Below are 21,173 nucleotides of genomic sequence, written 5' to 3'. Positions count from 1 at the left end.
GGGCAGAGGGTCAGATGTCCAGCACTTCCATTTCCCGCAGCACTTCAGCCACGGCGTCCACGGCGGCCTGCATGCCGGCCGCGCCGACCACGCCGATGCAGCCGACGCGGAAGGTCTCGACTTGGGTCAGCTTGCCGGGGTAGAGGATGAAACCCTTGGCCTTGACCCGTTCGTAGAAGTCCTTGAACTGGTAGCGTGGGCTGTTTGGTGCGTGGAAGGTGACGATGATCGGCGCTTGGATCTCGGTGGGCAGGAAGCTTCGCAGGCCGATCTTCGCCATGCCGTCGAGCAAGGTCTGGCAGTTGTCTTTGTAGCGCTGGTGGCGGGCAGGCAGGCCGCCTTCCTCGTTGTATTGCAGCAGGGCTTCGTGCAGGGCGGCGACCACGTGGGTCGGCGGGGTGAAGCGCCATTGGCCGGTCTTGGCCATGTACGTGTGCTGGTCGTGCAGGTCCATGGCCAGGGAGTGGGCGTTGCCTTCGGCGGCGGCCAGGGCGGTTTTCTCGGCGAATACGAAGCCCATGCCCGGCACGCCCTCAAGGCACTTGCCGGAGGCGGCGATCAACGCTTCGAAGGGGACCTCGCGGGCATCGATCGGCAGCGCGCCGAACGAGCTCATGGCGTCGATGACCAGGCGCTTGCCGTGGCGCTTGATCACCTGGGCGATCTCGGGCAGCGGGTTGAGGATGCCAGTGCTGGTCTCGCAGTGGATCAGCGCCACGTGGGTCACGGCAGGGTCGGCAGCCAGCAGGCGGTCGACGTCTTCGGCGGTGGTCGGCTGGTCCTCGGCGGTTTCGAAGGTGCTGTAGTCGCGCCCCAGCACCTTGCAGATCTTCGCCAGGCGCTGGCCATAGGCACCGTTGATCAGCACCAGCACCTTGCCGTCGCGTGGTACCAGGGTGCCGATGGCGGCCTCGACGGCGAAGGTGCCGCTACCTTGCAGGGGCACGCAGTGGTGGCTGGCGCTGGCGTCGAGGATGGCCAGCAACTGTTCGCATACGCTGGCAGTCAGCTGGTTGAAGTCGCGGTCCCAGGAACCCCAGTCCACGAGCATGGCCTGGCGGGTGCGGATCGAGGTGGTCAGTGGACCGGGGGTCAGCAGGATCGGGGCGTTGCTCATTCCGTGGTTCCTCACTTGCGGTGGGCTGGAAACTAGTGGGGCTAGGTTGCAATTCGCCGAGCCATCAATCAAATTGTTTGTAGATATGCCAGCCATAAGCAGGGCCGATAGATATGAACCTGTTCCAGCTCCGCGCCTTCGATGCCGTCGCCCGAGAGGGCAGCTTCACCCGTGCCGCCGAACGGCTGTTCATCAGCCAGCCGGCGGTTACCGGGCACGTGAAGGCGTTGGAGGAGCACTACCAGATCACCCTGTTGCGGCGCACCGCACGGCGGGTCGAACTGACCGAGGAGGGCACGCGCCTGGCGGCCATTACTCGGGCGATGTTCGGCCTGGCCGAAGAGGCCCAGGCCATGCTCGAGGCCAATCGGCAGTTGCTGACCGGGCGCCTGGAGGTGGCGGCGGATGGCCCACACCGGGTGATGCCGATGTTGGCGCAGCTGCGTGAACGCTATCCCGGCATCACCGTCAACCTGCGCCTGGGCAACGCTCAGGAAACCCTGGCTGCGCTGCTGTCGGAGCATGCCGACGTCGCCGTGCTGACCGAGATCGAACCACGCAAGGGCTTGCATTTGCAGGGCTTGTGCGCGTCGCGCTTGTGCGCGTTGCTGCCAGTGGGGCATGCCTGGGCGGCGGCCGCGGGCGACTTGCCATTGGCTGAATTGGACAAGCAGATCATGGTGCTGCGCGAGCCGAGTTCGACCACGCGCCGCACCTTCGACAAGGCCTGCCATGAAGCGGGTGTGCAGCCGCGGGTGCTGCTGGAGCTGGACAGTCGCGAGGCGGTGACCGAGGCGGTGGCGGCCCAGCTGGGCATTGGCGTCGTCTCATCGACCGAGGTGGCCCATGACCCGCGTGTGGTGGCTCGCCCCCTGGCCGGCAGCGGGCTGGTCAACCAGCACATGGTCGGCTGCCTGGAGCGCCGTCGTGAGTTGCGGCTGATCCAGGCCTTCCTGAGCCTGGCCGAAGGCCTGTGAGCGTGGGCTGGCGTTTTCCTCCCGCCGGCCTAAGATGGCCGGCACAGAGCAGACGGGATTGCCGATGAGCGACAAGGACACCATTTCCATGCAGCTGGTGCGTGAAGCCCTGCTGCAGACCTGCCCGGCCGGTGCGCCCGACGCCGCCTTGCTGGCGCGCGCCGGTATCGACGCCGGCCAGCTCGACCTGCCGTCGGCACGGGTCGGCGCCGATGCCTACGCCCGGCTCTGGCGCCTGCTGGCGCGGCGTTGCAACGACGAGTTCTTCGCCATGGACCGGCGTGGCCTGCGCAGTGGCAGCCTGGCGTTCATCGCCCGCAGCGCCATGGCCCAGCCCACCCTGGGGGCTGCCCTCGACAGCATGCTGGCGTTCCTGTCGCTGATGCTCGAAGACTTGCAACCAAGCCTGGTGCGCCAGCAGAGCCTGGCCGAGATCGTTATCAATGAGCCCAGCGACCAACCACGGCGAGCATTCACCTACTTCACCTTCTGGATGATCGTCCACGGCGTGGCCTGCTGGCTGGCCGGGCGGCGCATTCCGATCCTGGCCATCGACCTGCGCTGCGCCGAGCCGCCGTTCTGCGACGACTACCGGGTGATGTTTTCCGAGAACCTGCAGTTCGAGCGCCCGCGCACGCGGATGATCATCGCCGCTGAATGCCTGGAGCTGCCGGTGCGCCGCGGCGACGAGGAGTTGCAGCGTTTCCTGGCCGAGGCCCCGGGCAACATCCTGGTCAAGTACCGCGACCCGGCCAGCCTGGCGCGGCATATCCGCCACCAACTGCTGGGCCTGCAGCCCGGGGCGTGGCCGGATGCCGAGCAGGTGGCGGGAACCCTGCACATGTCGGTGTCGACGTTACGTCGGCGTTTGTCGGAAGAGGGCCAGCACTACCAGGGCATCAAGGATGGCGTGCGCCGTGAACTGGCCATCGCCTGGCTGGCCGAGGCGCAGCTGGGCCTGGGGGAGATCGCCGAACGCCTGGGGTTTGCCGACGGCAGCTCGTTCTACAAGGCGTTTCGCAAGTGGTTCGGCTGCAACCCCGGGCACTACCGTTCGTTGGTCACGCGTGAGGAGAGCACGCGGGATGGGTGAGGCTTCCCGCTGAAGCGGCCGGGGCGGCCTCTTCACTGTGAGGCACCTTCAACAACAGGGCCTCACTTGATGAAACCGACTTCCTCCTCGCAACCGGCCGCTATCACGGCCGAGTCGTTCCACACCTGGACCGACAACCTCATTGCCAATCAACTGCCGGCCTGGTTCAAGCAGGCTTCCTTGGAACGCCTCAAAGCCTTGCACGGGGCTTTCAAAGCCCACGAAAGCAGTCGCAAGCGCCTGGCGCAGGCCACTTCCGGGCTGGTTTCGGCGCAAGCCTTCGCCGAACAACAGTTCACATCGCTGGTCGAGGCGCTGCTGCCCAATGGTCCGGCGTTGGATGGCCTGGAATGGCTCGAGTCGTGGTACGAAGTGTCGCCGATCATCTCCACACCCAGTCTCGAAGAGCGCTATAGGCGCTCTGCGGCACGCTTGAGGCTGATGCAGAATTTTCCGGCGGATGCGTCGTTCTTCGTGAACACTGGCTTGGTCGCTACCGGCGCCTCAACGGTGCTGGCAGCCCCGGACCCGATCGTCAGTCAATGCCGCAGGATCGATGCCGGTAAACACTACCAGCGCTTGCTTGGGCAGATCCTCACCGCGTCCAACTGCGCACTGCTTGCCGAGCATAAGCGCGATGCGTTCACCCTGATGTGTGAGCTGGCCCTGTGTCGAGGGCAGGTCACCGATGACCAGTATCGCGCCTTGAGCCAGTTGGCGAGCAAAGCGGCGAACGCGCCAGGCCAGGCCCTGTTCGCCGAGGCAAGCGAGCTGCGCATGCTCGGTTGCACGGTCGAGAACGCATTGAAGATCCAGTTGCTCGATGGCGACAAGAAAGAACAAGGGGTGTTCCTTTACCTGCCGGACGATGCTCAGCCGGCCCTGCGCCGGTTTGACTCAATGCAACAGATGGCGCTGACGTTGGTGAGCGAGCTTGCAAGCAACGCCGTTCGTCGTGACTTCCACGAGCGAGTCCGGCTGCGTGATCGCGATTCGTTCAGTGTGAAACTGAAGAAGCGCTTGGCCGACCCTGTACCTGATCTCGAACTGGCTGGGGGCGAGTCAGCCGATCAAGTGTTCACCACCATGGCGGACACTCAGGTTGCGCGGCTCAAGGATGATGGCCGGCTGCTGCTGGTGTCTAACGCGGACGCCGACCAGCGTGCCGCCAACCAGCGGCTGGAACGTTGGTCCGAAGTCGGTTACCTGGCATTGGGCCTGGCCGGCCTGGGTATCCCGATCGTGGGTGTGGTGCTGTTCGGTGCCGTGGTGGTGGATACGCTCAAGCATGTGTACGAAGGCGTGGTGGACTGGAGCGAGGGGCATCAGCATGAGGCGCTGGAGCACCTCTTCCATGTGGCTGAGACGGTGGCGCTCACGGCGGCCATGGTGGCGGGGGGCACGCTGGTGGCGAGGGCTTTCGCCCGAAGCGATTTCGTCGATGAGCTGGAGCCTGTGACCGTTGGCAAGAACAAGCGTTTGTGGAACGCAGGCCTTGAGGGCTACCGGTCGGATCCTGGTTCGGCGCGGCTGCTGGATAACGGTCTGTATGCCGATGACTCACGCCGTTGGCTGCGTATCGACGAGCATTACTATGAAATCCACCAGCAAGCCCAGGGCGAGGCCTGGCGACTGCGCCACCCCTTGCGCGAGGACGCCTATGGGCCGCCTGTCGACTTCAATGGCGAGCGCAGTTGGCGCATACGCCTGGAGCGGCCGTTGGAGTGGGATGACAGCACGCAAATGCTCAACCGCCTGTGGCCGATGGAGCCACCGTTGTCTGCCGAAACTGCCGACAACATCCTGCGGGTTGCCGGGATCGACAAGGATGAACTGCGTGGCGTGCTGGTGGAGAACCGCCCGGCGCCGGTGAGCCTGCGCGATACGCTGCGGCGCTTCACCGCGGCTGGCCGGGTTTCGGCGGTTCTTGACGCCCTGGATGCCCCTGAAGCGGTTGTCGACGACGCCGAGGTGCTGGCCTGGTGCAGGAAGCGCTCGGATATGCAGGGGCTGGATGACAAGGCCACCAGCGTTTTGCTGCGTCAGCAGCGCGGTAAGTTAAGAGGTGCGCTGCAAAGGCACTTTTCCGAAGAGCGGGCACTGGAGGACGACCTGCTGGACACGGCGCCTGAGCAATCGCCGGAGCCGGACAAGCTGCTTGAACGTTTGAACCGCGAGTTTCCAGGCTTGCCCAATGTCTATGCCGAGCAATTGCTGCGCGAGGTCGAGCCGGGCGTGCGTGAGGCGGTGCGCCTCGGTTCGCGCTTGCCGCTGTCGATACAGACTCGAGCTCGGTCGCTGCTGTCTCACGCACGGCTGACACGTGCCATGGAGGGGCTCTTGCTCGATACCAGCTATAGCCAGGGCACCGGTGAATTGGTGCTGGCTTTGCTGCCCAGGCTCGAGAACTGGCCTGGCTCGATCAACTTCGAGTTACGCGAAGGTTCCGAGCATGGCCGGTTGATCAGTGTCCTGAACCCCCAGGGCGCGGCCAAGGACCGAACTGTCCTGGCCCGCAAGGACGGGGAGTTTCACCTCTATGACAATCAGGGGATCGAGCTCGATCAGGACATCGAGGCGCCAGGTGGGATCTTCCAGGCAATCGTGGCGCGCATGAGCACTGAAGACCGGCAGAAGCTCAAGCTCGCCAAGGGCGATGTTGCCGAAGCATTGCGCAAGGCGGTCATCAGGCAGTTGCCGCACAAGCGCAGTCAGGTCGAGAGCCTGCTTGGCTGGAGAGCCTCCACACCTTGGTTCAACCCAGGCAAACGGCTGCCCGACGGTCGTGTCGGCTACACCCTTGGTGGTTCCCCGTCACGCCTCGCGGAACCCGGGGAAGCGCTCAGGCGTCGGGTCCGTGCGCTGTACCCTTCCTTGAGCCTGGCGGAAGTCGACAGGTTGATCACCGAGTGGAGCGATCGCGCCGGTGATGCCATCGTCGAACTCTTGTCCCAGGAGACCAACTTCAATGCACTCAACCATGCGCTGGATGCCTGGGAGCGAGAACCGCTCAGTCGTCACATGCGCAGCAGGCGCAGGCAGTTCTCCAGTCGCTTGCGTGCCGCCTGGCGCTACGAAGGTGAAACTGTCAGGAGCTGGGATGACCGTTCGGTTGGGCGGGTGTTGAGCCTGGAGGGTTGGCATGTGGGTACGCTGCCGGCGTTGCCTGCCGAAGTCGATCTGAGCCACATCTATGAACTGCGCATGTCTGGCATGGACCTGCAGGCGATCCCCAGCGAGTTCCTTGAGCGTTTCGACGCGCTGGAACGGTTGAACCTCAACAACAACCGGCTGGCCCGGGTGCCGGCGGGCATCTCCAGGCTGCCCAAGTTGAGGTCATTGCAGATGAAGTCGAACCAGATCGTGATGGATGAAGCGGGTGTCGAGACGTTGTCCGGGCTTGAGTCGTTGTTGACTTTGGTCCTCGATTTCAACCCGTTGGAGTCTCTCAACCTGGATTTCACGCGTATGAGGGAGCTTGAAGTGCTGAGGGCCAACCGGTGCTCCCTGCAGGCCGTGCCGGCGGGGCTCGAGCGTTGCGAGCGGCTCAGGCTGGCTGACCTGCGGTTCAACGAGATCAGGACGATACCAAGGGCGCTGCTGGCGATGCCGCGCAGGTTCAGGCGTCGAGTGAACCTCGAGGGAAACTCGCTGCCTGTGCAGAGCATCCTGGTGTACCTCAATGCCAATACTGAGGAATCCCCGGTTGAAACCGTGCCCAGCGCCGAGATGGCCGAGCAGAGCTGGATCGGCACAGGTGACAAGACCGAGCAGGATGCGCGTCGTGAACGATGGCAGCGTGTCCAACGACAGGCCGGGAGCGCGGAGCTGTTCCGCTTGCTGGCGAGGCTCTCCTCGACCCAGGATTTCGTCCAGGCGCACACCTATCTCGACGAGCTGGTCTGGCAATTGCTGGAGGACCTCGACACGGATGCCGCCTTGCGCGACGACATTTTCAACCAGGCGGGTATCCAGCTCACCTGCCACGACAGCGTGGCGGAGCGTTTCAGCCGGCTCTGCCTGCGCAGCCTGGTGCATCATGCGGAGGCCGAGGGCAAGGCCGGCAAGAGTGGCGCCAGCCTGCTGAAACTTGGGCGGGCGCTGTTCCGCCTCGATCGCCTGGATGAGTTCGCCCGCCATGAAGTCAATCGGCGCGAGGCCGGAGGCATCCAGGTCGATGAACTGGAGGTGGTGCTTGGTCTGCGGGTCAAGTTGGCGGACAGGCTTGGGCTGGTCGGGCAGCCCAAGTCCATGTTGTTCGCCGGGGTCGCCGACATCACGCCAGCGCTCGAGGATCAGGCCGTGGCTGCGGTCGAGGCGGACGAGGCCGCTGGGCACCTGGTGCAGAGCCTGAGCAATCGCGAGTTCTGGCGCAGCTACCTGAAGGTACGCCATGCGGCGGTGTTCACTGCCCACGCCGATGAGTTCGCCGACAAGCTCGAGGCCATCGATGAGAAAGCACTCACCAGTGAAGCCTACCTCCAGGCCTGCAATGCCGTGGCGGCGGAGCGTGAAGCCAGTGAACAGGCCTTGATGCTCATGTTCAGCCAGGACGCTCTGGACATGGAGACGGCTGGTGTAGCCCTTGATGAGGACTCTGGCGATTCCGATCAGTCCGATTGACAGCTTTGGCCATTGCCGGACGCGCCGGCCGGCGCGAACATCGTCAGACCAATGGTGCACTCCAACAATAAGAAACCAGGAGTCTGACGATGCGCGATTACGCCGAGGCCGCTCGTTCGTTCGACCATGCCCGGGCCGCCGCCGCGGCGCTGCATGGCAACCTCGAGGCCCTCAATGCCTGTGTCGAGTGCTGCGACCGTCACGCCGGCACGGGCCAACCCGCCCTGGTCTGGGAAGACCGCGATGGCAACGGTGGGCGCTACAGCTTCGACCAGTTGCAGGCCCTGGCCGCACGCTTTGCCAATGTACTCAAGGACCAGGGGGTAGCGGCGGGTGACCGGGTCGCGGGGCTGATGCCGCGTACCCCCGAACTGCTGGTGACGATCCTTGCCACCTGGCGCCTGGGCGCCGTCTACCAGCCACTGTTCACCGCCTTCGGGCCCAAGGCCATCGAGCACCGCCTTGAGCAGTCCCACGCCAAGGTGGTGGTCACCGACCGTGGCAACCGGCCCAAGCTCGACGAGGTGGCGGGCTGCCCGACCATCGTGACCGTCGGCGCTGCCGCCGGTGAGCTCGATTTCCACCCTGCGCTGGAGGCTGCGGACAGTGTCTGCGAACCGGTCATGCGACGTGGCGACGACCCCTTCCTGCTGATGTTCACCTCCGGCACCACCGGGCCGGCCAAACCGCTGGAAGTGCCGCTGCGCGCCATCGTCGCGTTCCAGGGCTACATGCGCGACGCCATCGACCTGCGCCCGGAGGACAACTTCTGGAACCTGGCCGACCCGGGCTGGGCCTATTGCCTTTATTACGCTGTCACCGGGCCGCTGTCCCTGGGCCATGCCACCACCTTCTACGACGGCCCGTTCAGTGTCGAAAGCTGTGCGCGGGTCATCGACAAGCTGGGCATCACCAACCTGGCGGGTTCGCCGACGGCCTATCGCCTGTTGATTGCCGCAGGGGGCGCGTTCTCGACGCCGATCAAGGGCCGCCTGCGGGTGGTCAGCAGTGCCGGCGAGCCGCTCAACCCGGAGGTGATCCGCTGGTTCGCCGACGAGCTTGGGGTGACCATCCACGACCACTACGGCCAGACCGAGCTGGGCATGGTGCTGTGCAACCACCATGCGCTGGCGCACCCGGTGCACCTGGGGTCGGCTGGTTTCGCCATCCCCGGCCACCGCATCGTGGTGCTGGACGAGCAGGGCAACGAACTGCCTGCCGGACAGCCAGGCATCCTGGCGGTGGACCGCGAGCAGTCGCCGCTGTGCTGGTTCGCCGGCTACCACGGCCTGCCGACCAAGGCCTTTGTCGGCCAGTACTACCTCTCCGGCGACACCGTCGAGCTCAACCAGGATGGCAGCATCAGTTTCGTCGGCCGCAGCGACGATGTGATCACCACCTCCGGCTACCGGGTCGGCCCGTTCGATGTGGAAAGTGCGCTGGTCGAGCATCCGGCGGTGGTCGAGGCAGCGGTGATCGGCAAGCCCGACCCGGAGCGCACCGAGCTGATCAAGGCGTTCGTGGTGCTCGGCCAGGGCTACCAGGGCAGCGCGGAGCTGGAAGAAACCCTGCGCCAGCACGTGCGCCAGCGTCTCTACGCCCATGCCTATCCCCGTGAAATCGAATTCGTCGGCGAGCTGCCCAAGACCCCGAGCGGCAAGCTGCAACGTTTCATCCTGCGCAACCAGGAAATCGCCCGACAACAAGCCGCGCAGCCTGCCGCTGCCGGCGCCTGAAGGAATACCGACATGCACATCAGCAACAAGCACTTCATCGTCAGCGGCGCGGCCTCGGGCCTGGGCGCCGCCACCGCGCAGATGCTCATCGAGGCCGGCGCCAAGGTCATGCTGGTCGACCTGAATGCTGGCGCAGTCGAGGCCAAGGCAACCGAACTGGGCGCCAATGCCCGCTTCGCGGTAGCCGACATCAGCGACGAACAGGCCGCCAAGGCGGCGGTCGACGCCGCCGTCAGCGCCTTCGGCAGCCTGCACGGGCTGGTCAACTGCGCCGGCATCGTCGGCGCCGAGAAGGTCCTGGGCAAGAACGGCCCACATGCCCTGGGCAGCTTCGCCAAGGTCATCAACGTCAACCTGATCGGCAGCTTCAACCTGCTGCGCCTGGCCGCCGCGGCCATGGCCGAAGGGCAGGCGGACGAGGGGGGCGAGCGTGGCGTGATCATCAATACCGCCTCCATCGCCGCCTACGATGGCCAGATCGGCCAGGCGGCCTACGCCGCTTCCAAGGGCGCCATCGCCAGCCTCACCCTGCCGGCCGCCCGTGAGCTGGCGCGTTTCGGCATCCGGGTGATGACCATCGCCCCCGGCATTTTCGAAACCCCCATGATGGCCGGCATGACCGAGGAAGTACGTGCCTCGCTGTCCGCTGGCGTGCCGTTCCCGCCACGCCTGGGGCGCCCGCAGGAATACGCGGCGCTCGCCCGCCATATCATCGAGAACAGCATGCTCAACGGCGAAGTGATCCGTCTCGACGGCGCGCTGCGCATGGCTGCCAAGTAAGGAGAACCGAACATGAGCCTGAACCACGATCCGATTGTCATCGTCAGCGCCGTGCGCACGCCCATGGGCGGCCTGCAGGGCGACCTCAAGAGCCTGACCGCGGCGCAACTGGGCAGCGCGGCCATTCGTGCCGCCGTCGAGCGCGCCGGCATCGACGCCGCCAGTGTCGAGCAGGTGCTGTTCGGCTGTGTGCTGCCGGCGGGGCAGGGCCAGGCACCGGCGCGTCAGGCCGCACTCGGCGCCGGCCTGGACAAGCACACCACCTGCACCACCCTGAACAAGATGTGCGGTTCGGGCATGCAGGCCGCGATCATGGCCCACGACCAGCTGCTGGCCGGCAGCGCCGACGTGATCGTCGCCGGTGGCATGGAAAGCATGACCAACGCCCCGTACCTGCTGGACAAGGCCCGTGGCGGCTACCGCATGGGCCACGGCAAGATCATCGACCACATGTTCATGGACGGCCTGGAAGACGCCTACGACAAAGGCCGCCTGATGGGCACCTTCGCCGAGGATTGCGCGCAGAAGGGCGACTTCAGCCGCGAAGCCCAGGACGCTTTCGCCATCGCTTCGCTGACCCGTGCCCAGGAAGCGATCAAGAGCGGCCGTTTCGCCGCCGAGATCGTCCCGGTGGAAGTCACCGAGGGCAAGGAAAAGCGCGTCATCAAGGATGACGAGCAGCCGCCCAAGGCGCGCCTGGACAAGATCCCGCAGCTCAAGCCGGCCTTCCGCGAGGGCGGCACCGTCACTGCCGCCAACTCCAGCTCCATCTCCGACGGCGCCGCCGCGCTGGTGCTGATGCGCCGCTCCGAGGCCGAGAAGCGCGGCCTGAAACCACTGGCCGTGATCCATGGTCACGCGGCCTTCGCCGACACGCCGGCCCTGTTCCCCACCGCGCCCATCGGTGCCATCGACAAGCTGCTCAAGCGTACCGGCTGGAACCTGGCCGAAGTGGACCTGTTCGAAATAAACGAGGCTTTCGCCGTGGTCACCCTGGCGGCGATGAAGCAGCTCGACCTGCCCCACGACAAGGTGAACATCCACGGTGGTGCCTGCGCCCTGGGCCACCCGATCGGTGCCTCGGGGGCGCGCATCCTCGTGACCCTGCTGTCGGCCCTGCGCCAGAACAACCTGCGCCGTGGCGTGGCGGCCATCTGCATCGGCGGTGGCGAAGCGACCGCCATGGCCGTCGAGTGCCTGTACTGAGGTGAACCATGCTGGTAACTGAAGAGCAACAACAGATCGCCGACGCCGTGCGTGCCTTCGCCCAGGCGCGCCTGAAGCCGTTCGCCGAGCAATGGGACAAGGCGCACCTTTTCCCCAAGGACGCGATCAGGGAGATGGCCGACCTCGGTCTGTTTGGCATGCTGGTGCCTGAACAGTATGGCGGTAGCGACACGGGCTACGTGGCCTACGCCATGGCCCTGGAAGAGATCGCCGCCGGCGACGGCGCCTGCTCGACCATCATGAGCGTGCACAACTCGGTGGGCTGCGTGCCGATCCTCAAGTTCGGCAGCGAGGCGCAGAAGCAGCAGTTCCTGGCGCCATTGGCCAGTGGCGCGATGCTCGGCGCGTTCGCCCTGACCGAACCCCAGGCCGGTTCCGACGCCAGCAGCCTGAAGACCCGCGCCCGCCTGGACGGCGATCACTACGTGCTCAACGGCAGCAAGCAGTTCATCACCTCCGGGCAGAACGCCGGGGTGGTGATCGTCTTCGCCGTCACCGACCCGGACGCCGGCAAGCGCGGAATCACCGCTTTTATCGTGCCCACCGATGCACCCGGCTACCAGGTGGCGCGGGTCGAGGACAAGCTTGGCCAGCACGCCTCCGACACCTGCCAGATCGTTTTCGATAACGTGCGCGTGCCGCTGGCCAACCGCCTCGGTGAAGAAGGGCAGGGCTACAAGATCGCCCTGGCCAACCTCGAGGGCGGTCGTATCGGTATCGCCTCGCAGTCGGTGGGCATGGCCCGTGCCGCCTTCGAGGTGGCCCGCGACTACGCCAACGAGCGCCAGAGCTTCGGCAAGCCGTTGATCGAGCACCAGGCGGTGGCGTTCCGCCTGGCTGACATGGCGACGAAGATCGCCGTGGCCCGGCAGATGGTGCTGCACGCCGCCGCATTGCGCGATGCAGGGCGCCCGGCGCTGGTGGAAGCATCGATGGCCAAGCTTTTTGCCTCGGAAATGGCCGAAAAGGTCTGTTCGGATGCCTTGCAGACCTTGGGGGGTTATGGCTATCTGAGCGACTTCCCGCTGGAGCGCATCTACCGCGACGTGCGGGTCTGCCAGATCTACGAAGGCACCAGCGACATTCAGCGCATGGTCATTGCGCGCAATCTTTGAAGGAGCAGTCTGCATGGCATTCGAAACCATCCTGTTGGACATCCACGGCAAGGTCGGCCTGATCACCCTCAACCGGCCGCAGGCGCTCAATGCGTTGAACGCGCAGATCGTCGGCGAGATCAACCAAGCCCTGGACCAGCTCGAACGTGACCCGAACATCGGCTGCGTGGTGCTCACCGGCTCGGCCAAGGCCTTCGCCGCAGGTGCCGACATCAAAGAGATGGCGGACCTGAAGTACCCGCAGATCTACGTCGAGGACCTGTTCAGCGACGCCGACCGCATCGCCAACCGGCGCAAGCCGATCATCGCTGCGGTGTCGGGCTTCGCCCTGGGCGGTGGCTGCGAGCTGGCGATGATGTGCGACTTCATCCTCGCCGCCGACAATGCCAAGTTCGGCCAGCCGGAAATCAACCTGGGCGTGCTGCCGGGCATGGGCGGCACCCAGCGCCTGACCCGTGCGATCGGTAAGGCCAAGGCCATGGAGCTGTGCCTGACCGGCCGCCTGATGGGCGCCGAGGAAGCCGAGCGCGCTGGCCTTGTGGCGCGTATCGTGCCGCAGGCCGAGCTGGTGGAGGAGGCGCTGAAGGTAGCCGCGACCATCGCCAGCAAGTCGATCCCGGTCAGCATGATGGTCAAGGAGAGCGTCAACCGCGCCTTCGAGGTCACCCTGAGCGAAGGCGTGCGTTTCGAGCGCCGGGTGTTCCACGCGGCGTTCGCCACCGAGGACCAGAAGGAAGGCATGGCTGCGTTCATCGCCAAGCGCGAGGCGCAGTTCAAGGACCGTTGAGGGAACAGGGGCGCTGCCTTGGCAGCGCCCTTGAACCGGTTACTGCAGGTCGAAGAAGTAGCGCTTGGCCGCCGCGGCGGTGATCGGCGCCCGATAGACGTCGACTTCCTTGCCATGGGCATCGGTGTAACGCCCGCCAGCGGCATGACGCTGGGCGGCGGTCTTCAGGTGGCCGGCGGTGAAGTCGGCCTTGGCCGTGTCCAGGGCCGGATAGTGGAAGTGCGCATACCACAGCACCTGGTCCGCATGGCTGATGCTGTACTCGTCGATGAAGTCGGCGGGGCGGCCCTTGACCTTGGCCAGCCGGGTGCGGGCACCGACCACGGCGATGCGTACCTCGCCCTTCTCCAGCAGAAACTGCACTTCGCCCATCCTGGGCTTCTGCGCGATGGCCGCTTCGATGCGCAACTGCGTTGCTTGGGTCGTCAGTGTGCCAGCAAGCTCGCGCAGCCCCTTGGCGACCCCCTCGGCATCCTTGCCTTGGCGCGCTTCGTCGGTTTCGTTGTCGGCGGTCAGGCGCTCCTCGATGCCATCGACCATCGCGAGTACCCGGTCGCGCAGGTGCAGCACGGACTCCTCGACCTCCACCGGCAGGTAGCGCTCGGAAGCGCGTCGCAGCCGCTCCACTTCCCGCGTCGCCTCGGCGGTCAGCCCATCGCTGTCCTTGAGCAGGCGCTTGAGGCTGAGGCCGCTGGGCAGGTTGGGCGTCGGGGCGGGGCCGACCTCGATCCATTCACCCTCCTTGAGGTGGTAAGTCTGGCCAGGGGTCTTGTTGTCCGGGCCGGGAATGTCGACGGTATTCGCGTCGTCGGCGCGAGGGTCGGACAGCAGCAGGCCGTGTTCGGTGGTCTCGATCAGGCCGGGGACTTTATTGCCCAGTTGCTTCAGGGTGCTGACGGGTGGGTAGTCGGGCAGGTTGGCGAGGTCCTGGGCGATCAGGGTCTGGACCTGCTCCAGCTCATCCTGCAGGCGGCGCAGGGTGTGCTGGGCGGCATCGCCCTGGATCATCTCGGCGAGGTTGCCAAGCTGGCGGCTGGCGGCCTGGAATTGCCCCTGGATGCTGCGCAGCAGACGAACAGTCAGTTCCTGCTCGTTGTCGACAAGCTTGTACAGCTTGCTGCGCTGGACGATGCCGAGCTGGAAATTGCTCCAGAAGCGATCACGCCAATAAGCCGCTTCGCTGCTTAGGCCATGCACCAGTGTCAGGCGATTCAGCAGGCTTTCCAGGTGCAGGAAGCGCAGGATCAGCTCTTGTTGCGCGGTGGCGGCGGGCACGGCCATCAGGTCGCGCCACTTGACGATGTCGGGATGGCGCTGGCTGGCGAGCCTGGCCAGCTCCTCCTGGCGTTGGCGCAGCAGGGTGTTGTTGGCGATCATCTGTTCGAGCAGCGGCGTCAGCGCGTCCAGGCGCTGGGTGGCGATGCGGATGTCGGCGCGGGTCAGTTCCTCGCCGGAGCGCAGCTGCTGCTTGGCTATGTGCAACAACTGCTCGCGATTGGGTTGGTAGCGCTTTTGCAGGAGCGTGCGGGTCAGGTGCAGGCAGGAGCCGTCCTGGTACAGCGCAAAGGCATGCACCTTCTTGAACTCCTTGACCGGTTGCATGGCATTGCGGGCCTTGAGGTGTTCGATGTGCGTGGTCCAGAACTGCGAGAGGGCCTGGAGCTTGCCCAGGCAACGTGCCAGGTTGCCATCGTCCAGCGTGGTCTTGGCCAGTTTGTCGATCGTGCTGAACTCCTGGATCTTGCCGGTCAGTAGCGGTTTGTCCGCCTTGATCGCTTCGTTGGCCACGCGCAGGGCGTCTTCCTTTTCCAGGCGCATCTTCTGGATCTGCGCCGACAGTGGCATGCCGCCCTTGAGCCCCAGGCGCAGGTCCAGCTGCCAGCGGCCGACCTCATCGCGGCGCAGCCACGGGCCTGGGGTCAGGTCTTGGCCGATGATGCGCAGTTTCTGCGGCAAGACCAGTTCCACTTGGTAGACCTTGCTGTCGAGCACCGTGAAAGTGCGCGTCCCTTGCAGGTACAGGCCTTGCAGCGTGCCAGCCGGTATCGGCTCACCCAGGGTGTTGAGCGTGACCGTGGCCTGCAGGGTTTCCAGCGTTGTGCGCTGCGAGGCGCTGAGCGTACGGCCGGGGCGTGCCCAGGTGAATTCGAGCTGCGTGCCTGGCGTTTGCGTAACGGTGGGCAAGGGGAGGCTGGGCTCAGGGTTGACCGGTGATGGTGCCTCGGCAGGTACTGCCGGAACCTGGCCTTGCTCCAGATGCAGGCGGAAGATCGAGTGGGAAAACAGCAGCAGGGCGATGTTCACCAGCAGGTTGACCAATGCCAGCTCATGCCGGGTCGGGTTTTGCTGGGCGTCGGATTCGACGAACTCGGCCAGGGCCACCTCCATCTGCGCCAGCCAAGCCACTTTGCCCAGTGTGCTGCCCGCCAGGGGCAACAGGGTGTTGAACAGCAGCCAGCCCAGCGCTTTCCAACTGTTCCAGCGCGTTTGCGCCGTGGTGGTGGACTGTGCCGCGAAGCGTTGGATCGATTCACTCACGCAACCGTCGTACAGCGCCTTGCCCACACTGGCGACAGCGGGTTCGACCGAAAGGGCGACAGGCGCGGGTGTCCACCAGGGCACGGCGCTGGTGTCGTCCAGCGGTTGGAACAAGTGCGGTTCGAGAAACCCGCCGTGCTTGTAGAAGCGGCGGTCCTCGGCTGGCAGGCGTTGCAGCAGGTCATCCTGCAGGTCGCCTGCGCTGCTGAGCGCGGTGAACAGGGCCATGCGGTCGTTGAAGTGCAACAGCGGCTCCTGGTGCAAAGGGCGGTACAGCAGGCAGCCTTCGGTGCCCGGGGTTTCGGGCTCGATCAGCCACGTGTTGAGCGGATGATCCGGCGATGATCCCGGCGCCTTGATGAACCCCAGCGGCCGCAGGATCCAGTGCGTCGTGCCCTGGTGGGGGCCAGGGGCGAACACCTGGGCGATGTGGCTGGCCCAGGCCGGGTCGGGCAGCTTGCCGCGCAGGTACAGCTCCATGGCCAGCGCCGGCAGTTGCGCTTGCAACTGGTCGCCCAGCAGGCGTTGACGTTGCTGGCGTCGCTGCGGATCGTCCAGCAGCCTGGCGCGCAACATGGCGGGGTAGGTGCTGGCGATGTCCAGCTCGGCGACCAGGCGACGCAGGTAGGCTTCGTCCATCCAGTCGGGCAAGGCGTCCTTCGTCGTGCTGCTCAACACAACGCGCCCGGGCTTGAGCAGGCCCACATTGCCGATCGCCAGTTGGGCGAGCGTGTAGTCCACCGGCGTGATTTCGCCCGAAGTGATGAGGTTGTCCTGGCCGGCCAGGGCCGTGGCGGTGGTCTGATAGTTGGTGACCACGACATCTTCTGGCTTGAATGCCAGGTCTGGATGGTCGCTGGTCATGCGGGTGACCAACTGCCGGTTGGCGAAGGTGACCGCGTCGTCGATGCCATCGAGCCAGAACTGCCCCTGCGTGTCACGGTACTGTTCGGCGACATCGATCAGCAACTCGCTGTATTGCAGCAAGGAGTGGCTTTGCGCGTCGCGCAGCCATTCAGGGAGTTGTTCGCTGAGTGACCGACGCTGAGCGATCTCGACCTCGTCGCACAGGTCTATCAGCGAGGTCAGGCGATCCAGGTCGCGGCCCATGGCGATGGCGTCGAGCCGGCTGTGGTAGCGGCCGGCGCGGTGTTCGATGAGGCGCAACAGCTGGTTCAGCAGGCCCAGGGCCTGCACTTCGAAGACCGAATCGGTGGATGCCGCGATCTCGACCTGGCGGGGGCCGTTGTTCAATGAAAGCGGCCAGGACTGGTTGAGGGCCTCCAGCAGCGCCTGACGCGATTCAAAGCGCAACAGCCGGCCGGTCAGGGTACAGAGCAGTGTCAGCTGGCGTTGCGGGTCGCCATCGTCGTGTTCGATCAGCACGGCGCTGGCCAGGTCGGCGTCGAGCTTGTCGCAGGCCGACAGGTCCAGGCCCATGTTGAGTGCCTTGACGCCTTTGGTGTTCGACCAGGTGCCGCGTTGATCTGACGCGGGATGGTCATGCACCAGGCGCAGGATGGCTCGGGCGAAACCGGGCAGGTTGGCCGCCTTGCCCTGAGCCTTCAGCAATTGCTCGCGCAGGTAGCCGGAGTACCAATCCCAGGGGGTCTGGCCAGTGCTGTCGTAGCGGCTCCAGTAAGCCACCAGTTGTTGAAGATAACGGTCCAGCAGCAGCGGGCCTGCCTCATTGACCAGTTCTTCGACGGCATGCAGGTCGATGTCCGCTTTCCAGGCCGGGTCGGCGTCCGGCCGGGTGGTCAGGAAGTCCTCGTCGATGGTCAGGTTCAGGGTGGCGCGCTGGCAGTAACGCTCCACCAGCGCTTGTGACAGCGAGCGCACCCAGGGTGCGCCCGGTTGCGCCTGCTCGCTCACCAGGAGCAGGCTCAGAGGGTCGTGGGCGTCGCTCAGCTGGCGTTGCTGCCACTGTTCACGCAGGATATCGTCGGCGACGTCGAGTAAGGTAGGGCGGTCACTGAAGCGCTTGGCGACCTTGCAGTCCAGGTTGCTGAAACTGGCCAGGCGCTGGTGCAGGTTGTCATTCATGGCGAAAACCTTGGGCGAGTTGAAAGAATGCTTATGAGGCGATCTTTCGCGGCTGCGGGTGCAGTAGCCGACTACTACCGAGGGCGTCGCGATTGTTGCTGCATATTGCCCCGCAGCGCCTGGCAAGCGCGCAGGGCGGGGGATTCACGGCACCAATGGGCGGATTCCTGGCCATTTCGGTCAAATCTGCCGTCATTTATGTTGCCCCTTGCCGCGTGGCACCTTAGACTGCCGCCCCCTGTAAAAGAGTGCCGGTTGGCGCTTGAAGAATTCCGCTGCCGGCGAAGCATCGCCGGCGGCACCCGAATCGCCCAAATGCACATTTTTTCATAGAGAAATCGATGACCAAGGAACAGTTGCTGGCCATGTCGGCCGATGACTACATGAACGCCGAACAGCTCGCGTTCTTCACCAAGCTGCTGCAAGCGATGAAAGTCGAAACGCACGAGCGCATCGAACTCAGCCGCACGTCCATCGAAAGCCTGGACAGCCCCTCGGATCCTGCTGATGTAGCATCGGTCGAGGAAGAGCGCACCTGGCTGGTCAACGCCATTGACCGCGACCAGCGCCTGCTGCCGCAGCTGGAAATGGCCCTGGACCGCATCGCCGACGAAAGCTTCGGCTGGTGCGACGACAGCGGCGAGCCAATCGGCCTGAAGCGCCTGCTGATCAGCCCGACCACCAAGTACTGCATCGAAGCCCAGGAGCGCCACGAACAGCTCGACCGCCACCAGCGGCAGATCTGATCCCGCACCCTGCGCCAAGGCCCCACGGAGCGATCCCTGGGGCCTTCGTGTTTTCTTGCCCTGTATCAACGGGGAGCCGGCTTGCATCCAAGTGAGCGTGGATAATGGCGTTATAGTGGCGTTTAATGACGACACAATAACGACATGCGGATGGACCACGACGATGATGCGAGAAGGATCTCTGGCGGCCGGCGAAATGCCGCGCCGGACACCCGCGCGGGGAATGCTGAGCTCGGCGCTGCAGGCACTTGCCCTGTGCGCCGTGCTGTCGGCCATGGCCTTCGCCGGGCTGGCCCTGTACGTTGCCTTGCCACTGGCGTTGCTGGTGCTTTGCCTGCCCCATTGGAGGCGGGTACCTGCACCTGCGCCGGTCGAAACAGCAACGCAGGGCAGTGACCTGATCCAGGAACTGGCTCGCGGCACCAGCCATAACGCCTTGTCGGCTGCCGCTGTCGCGCATTCCGTGCAGCAACTGGCCGCGCGCGTGCAGTCACAGCTCAGTGCGGCCCAGGACATAGTCGGCAGCGCCGAGGCCATGATTGTCACTGAGCAGGCCGCCGCCCAGCTCAGCCAACAGGCCCTGGACGCCGCCCGCTCGGCCCATGGCAGCAGTGTTGCAGGCAGCGCGGTGCTGGCCGAGTCCATCCAACGCATGCGCGACCTGAGCGAGCGTGCAACCACCAGCCGCGAATTGATCGAAGCACTGCATCAGCGCAGCGATGATATTGCCCGGGTGACCCTGGTGATCCAGTCCATCGCCAGCCAGACCAACTTGCTGGCGCTCAACGCCGCCATCGAGGCCGCCCGTGCCGGCGAGCACGGGCGCGGTTTTGCGGTGGTCGCCGACGAAGTACGCGGGTTGGCTGGGCGCACTGCCAGTGCCACCGAAGAAGTCGGGCAGATGGTGGCGGACATCCAGGCGCGTACTGCCCAGGTGGTGGGTCAGATCCGTGAGTTGGCCGATGACCTGGGCAGTGGTGTCGAGCAGGTCGAGCAGACCGGCGGGCAGTTGCAACAGATCGCCAGGCTTGCCGCCAGCGTCGAGGGGCAGGTGAGCGAAATCGCCGAGGGCACCCAGACCAACCGCGCCCAGCTCGATACCTTGTTCCAGGCGGTGGCCCAAGTGCGTGGTGATCTGGAGGTCAGCGACCAGCAAACCCGCCGGCTGGCCAAGGCGGCGGTGCAGATGGAAGGGCAGGTGGAGAATCTCAGCGAGCGTTTGGCTGAGGTGGGCCTGGACGCCTACCACCAGCGGGTGTTCGAGCTGGCTCAGGCAGGCGCCCGGCAGATCGCGGAACGTTTCGAGGCGGATGTCGCCCAGGGGCGCGTCACACTGGATGACTTGTTCGACCGTCATTACCGGCCTATCGCGGGCATGCAGCCACCGCGCTTCACCACGCGTTTCGACCATTACACCGATACCGTGCTGCCGCAGATCCAGGAGCCATTGCTGCAACAGCACGATGGATTGGTGTATGCCATCGCCTGTACCCAGCAGGGTTATGTGCCCACCCACAACAATGCCTTCAACCAGCCACTGACCGGCGACTCGCAGCACGACACCGCTCACAATCGCAGCAAGCGCACGTTCGACGACCGCACGGGTATTCGCTGTGGCAGTCACCAGCAACGGGTCCTGCTGCAAACCTACACGCGCGACACGGGCGAACTGATGCATGACCTGTCGGTGCCGATCATCGTTCAGGGCCGGCACTGGGGCGGTTTGCGCCTGGGGTATCGGCCTGAGCCGGGGCTCGACTGATTCGATTTGTTGCTCACCCTGCAATACAGCTGTACCAAACCATGCTTTTTTCCAGAGAGGGCGGGGCGTACCATACGCACATCGTTAGGTTGCTAATTAAATTCCGGAGGGGATGATGAATAGCCGAGTCGATGTAGCTGTAATGATCGGTAGCGGAGTACCGGCGACATTGCAGGCGTTGGGCGTTCGTGTGTGCTGGGTGGTGCTGGTCAACGGCGAGCGCCGCGGAACGGCCTTTGCCAGCCGTACCGAGGCGTTGGAGTGCCAGGCGGCCTGAACGGCTTGGTCAATGCTGCGTCGAGGCAAGAAATGTGTCTTGCCTCTCGACGGGTTTCGGTCTTTTCGTGCATATTCGTCACCCAGTAATGCGCGACTTACGTTCAGCCCCCCTTTTGCGCGGGATGCTGATCAGGCTTTGTCGCCTCCAACTGACGCATTCACGTCAGGCATTACGTATCTTTTTTGACGGAATCATGCCGAAGAACACACGAAGGCCTCGGCCCGCGTGCAGGAGAAACCCTTCCTGCTGAACGCGTGGCCCATTTGCGTGGATCTTTGTGCATGAATTTCACGGTCCTTGGGACTTCGACTTGAAATGGCGGCCGCCAGGTGCCCGATGGGGCATG

Annotated in this window: 13 protein-coding genes; 11 read left to right on the top strand and 2 right to left on the bottom strand. The window is 64.9% G+C overall.

Annotated elements, in window-relative coordinates; all coding sequences use genetic code 11:
• Positions 1–10 precede the first annotated feature (10 nt).
• On the bottom strand, positions 11–1,117 hold the full coding sequence (locus NGM28_RS24765; RefSeq protein ID WP_252091936.1) for a 2-aminoethylphosphonate--pyruvate transaminase: 1,107 nt from the start codon (positions 1,115–1,117) through the stop codon (positions 11–13).
• A 113-nt stretch (positions 1,118–1,230) separates the two neighbouring features.
• Between NGM28_RS24765 and NGM28_RS24760 the strand changes: the two genes are divergently transcribed.
• The 8 genes from NGM28_RS24760 (at position 1,231) to NGM28_RS24725 (ending at position 13,455) form a co-directional block, all read left to right on the top strand.
• Complete coding sequence (locus NGM28_RS24760; RefSeq protein ID WP_252091935.1) at positions 1,231–2,094, top strand: LysR substrate-binding domain-containing protein; 864 nt, start codon at positions 1,231–1,233, stop codon at positions 2,092–2,094.
• Positions 2,095–2,158: 64 nt separating this feature from the next.
• On the top strand, positions 2,159–3,187 hold the full coding sequence (locus NGM28_RS24755; protein ID WP_252091933.1) for an AraC family transcriptional regulator: 1,029 nt from the start codon (positions 2,159–2,161) through the stop codon (positions 3,185–3,187).
• A 69-nt stretch (positions 3,188–3,256) separates the two neighbouring features.
• A complete protein-coding gene (locus NGM28_RS24750; protein WP_252091931.1) occupies positions 3,257–7,810 on the top strand; it encodes an NEL-type E3 ubiquitin ligase domain-containing protein in 4,554 nt (1,517 codons plus the stop codon).
• Positions 7,811–7,899: 89 nt separating this feature from the next.
• On the top strand, positions 7,900–9,546 hold the full coding sequence (locus NGM28_RS24745; RefSeq protein ID WP_252091929.1) for an AMP-binding protein: 1,647 nt from the start codon (positions 7,900–7,902) through the stop codon (positions 9,544–9,546).
• 12 nt (positions 9,547–9,558) lie between these two features.
• Positions 9,559–10,326 carry an SDR family NAD(P)-dependent oxidoreductase gene (locus NGM28_RS24740; protein ID WP_240066401.1) on the top strand — a complete coding sequence of 256 codons (768 nt, stop codon included), beginning with the start codon at positions 9,559–9,561 and terminating at the stop codon, positions 10,324–10,326.
• Between the two features lie 12 nt (positions 10,327–10,338).
• On the top strand, positions 10,339–11,532 hold the full coding sequence (locus NGM28_RS24735) for an acetyl-CoA C-acyltransferase (protein WP_240066400.1): 1,194 nt from the start codon (positions 10,339–10,341) through the stop codon (positions 11,530–11,532).
• Between the two features lie 8 nt (positions 11,533–11,540).
• The gene (locus NGM28_RS24730) at positions 11,541–12,668 is read left to right on the top strand and encodes an acyl-CoA dehydrogenase (RefSeq protein ID WP_240066399.1); all 1,128 of its coding nucleotides are present in this window, start codon (positions 11,541–11,543) and stop codon (positions 12,666–12,668) included.
• A 13-nt stretch (positions 12,669–12,681) separates the two neighbouring features.
• A complete protein-coding gene (locus NGM28_RS24725; protein WP_240066398.1) occupies positions 12,682–13,455 on the top strand; it encodes an enoyl-CoA hydratase in 774 nt (257 codons plus the stop codon).
• A 39-nt stretch (positions 13,456–13,494) separates the two neighbouring features.
• Here NGM28_RS24725 and NGM28_RS24720 read toward each other — a convergent pair whose 3' ends face one another.
• Positions 13,495–18,039, bottom strand: a complete 4,545-nt coding sequence (locus NGM28_RS24720) for a coiled-coil domain-containing protein (protein WP_252091927.1) — start codon at positions 18,037–18,039, stop codon at positions 13,495–13,497.
• A gap of 341 nt (positions 18,040–18,380) precedes the next feature.
• Here NGM28_RS24720 and NGM28_RS24715 point away from each other — a divergent pair, with 341 nt between their 5' ends.
• From NGM28_RS24715 to NGM28_RS24705, 3 genes are all read left to right on the top strand, one after another.
• Positions 18,381–18,785: a TraR/DksA family transcriptional regulator gene (locus tag NGM28_RS24715; RefSeq protein WP_050704989.1), complete on the top strand. Its 405-nt coding sequence runs from the start codon at positions 18,381–18,383 to the stop codon at positions 18,783–18,785.
• Between the two features lie 163 nt (positions 18,786–18,948).
• On the top strand, positions 18,949–20,547 hold the full coding sequence (locus NGM28_RS24710) for a methyl-accepting chemotaxis protein (RefSeq protein WP_502943898.1): 1,599 nt from the start codon (positions 18,949–18,951) through the stop codon (positions 20,545–20,547).
• Positions 20,548–20,662: 115 nt separating this feature from the next.
• Positions 20,663–20,824: a hypothetical protein gene (locus tag NGM28_RS24705; protein WP_252091925.1), complete on the top strand. Its 162-nt coding sequence runs from the start codon at positions 20,663–20,665 to the stop codon at positions 20,822–20,824.
• Positions 20,825–21,173: the final 349 nt, after the last annotated feature.

The organism is Pseudomonas sp. MWU13-3659 (genome assembly GCF_023757525.1).
Lineage (GTDB): Bacteria > Pseudomonadota > Gammaproteobacteria > Pseudomonadales > Pseudomonadaceae > Aquipseudomonas > Aquipseudomonas entomophila_E.
Note: the sequence above shows the minus strand (reverse complement) of the source record. Positions and strands in the feature narration are given on the sequence as shown.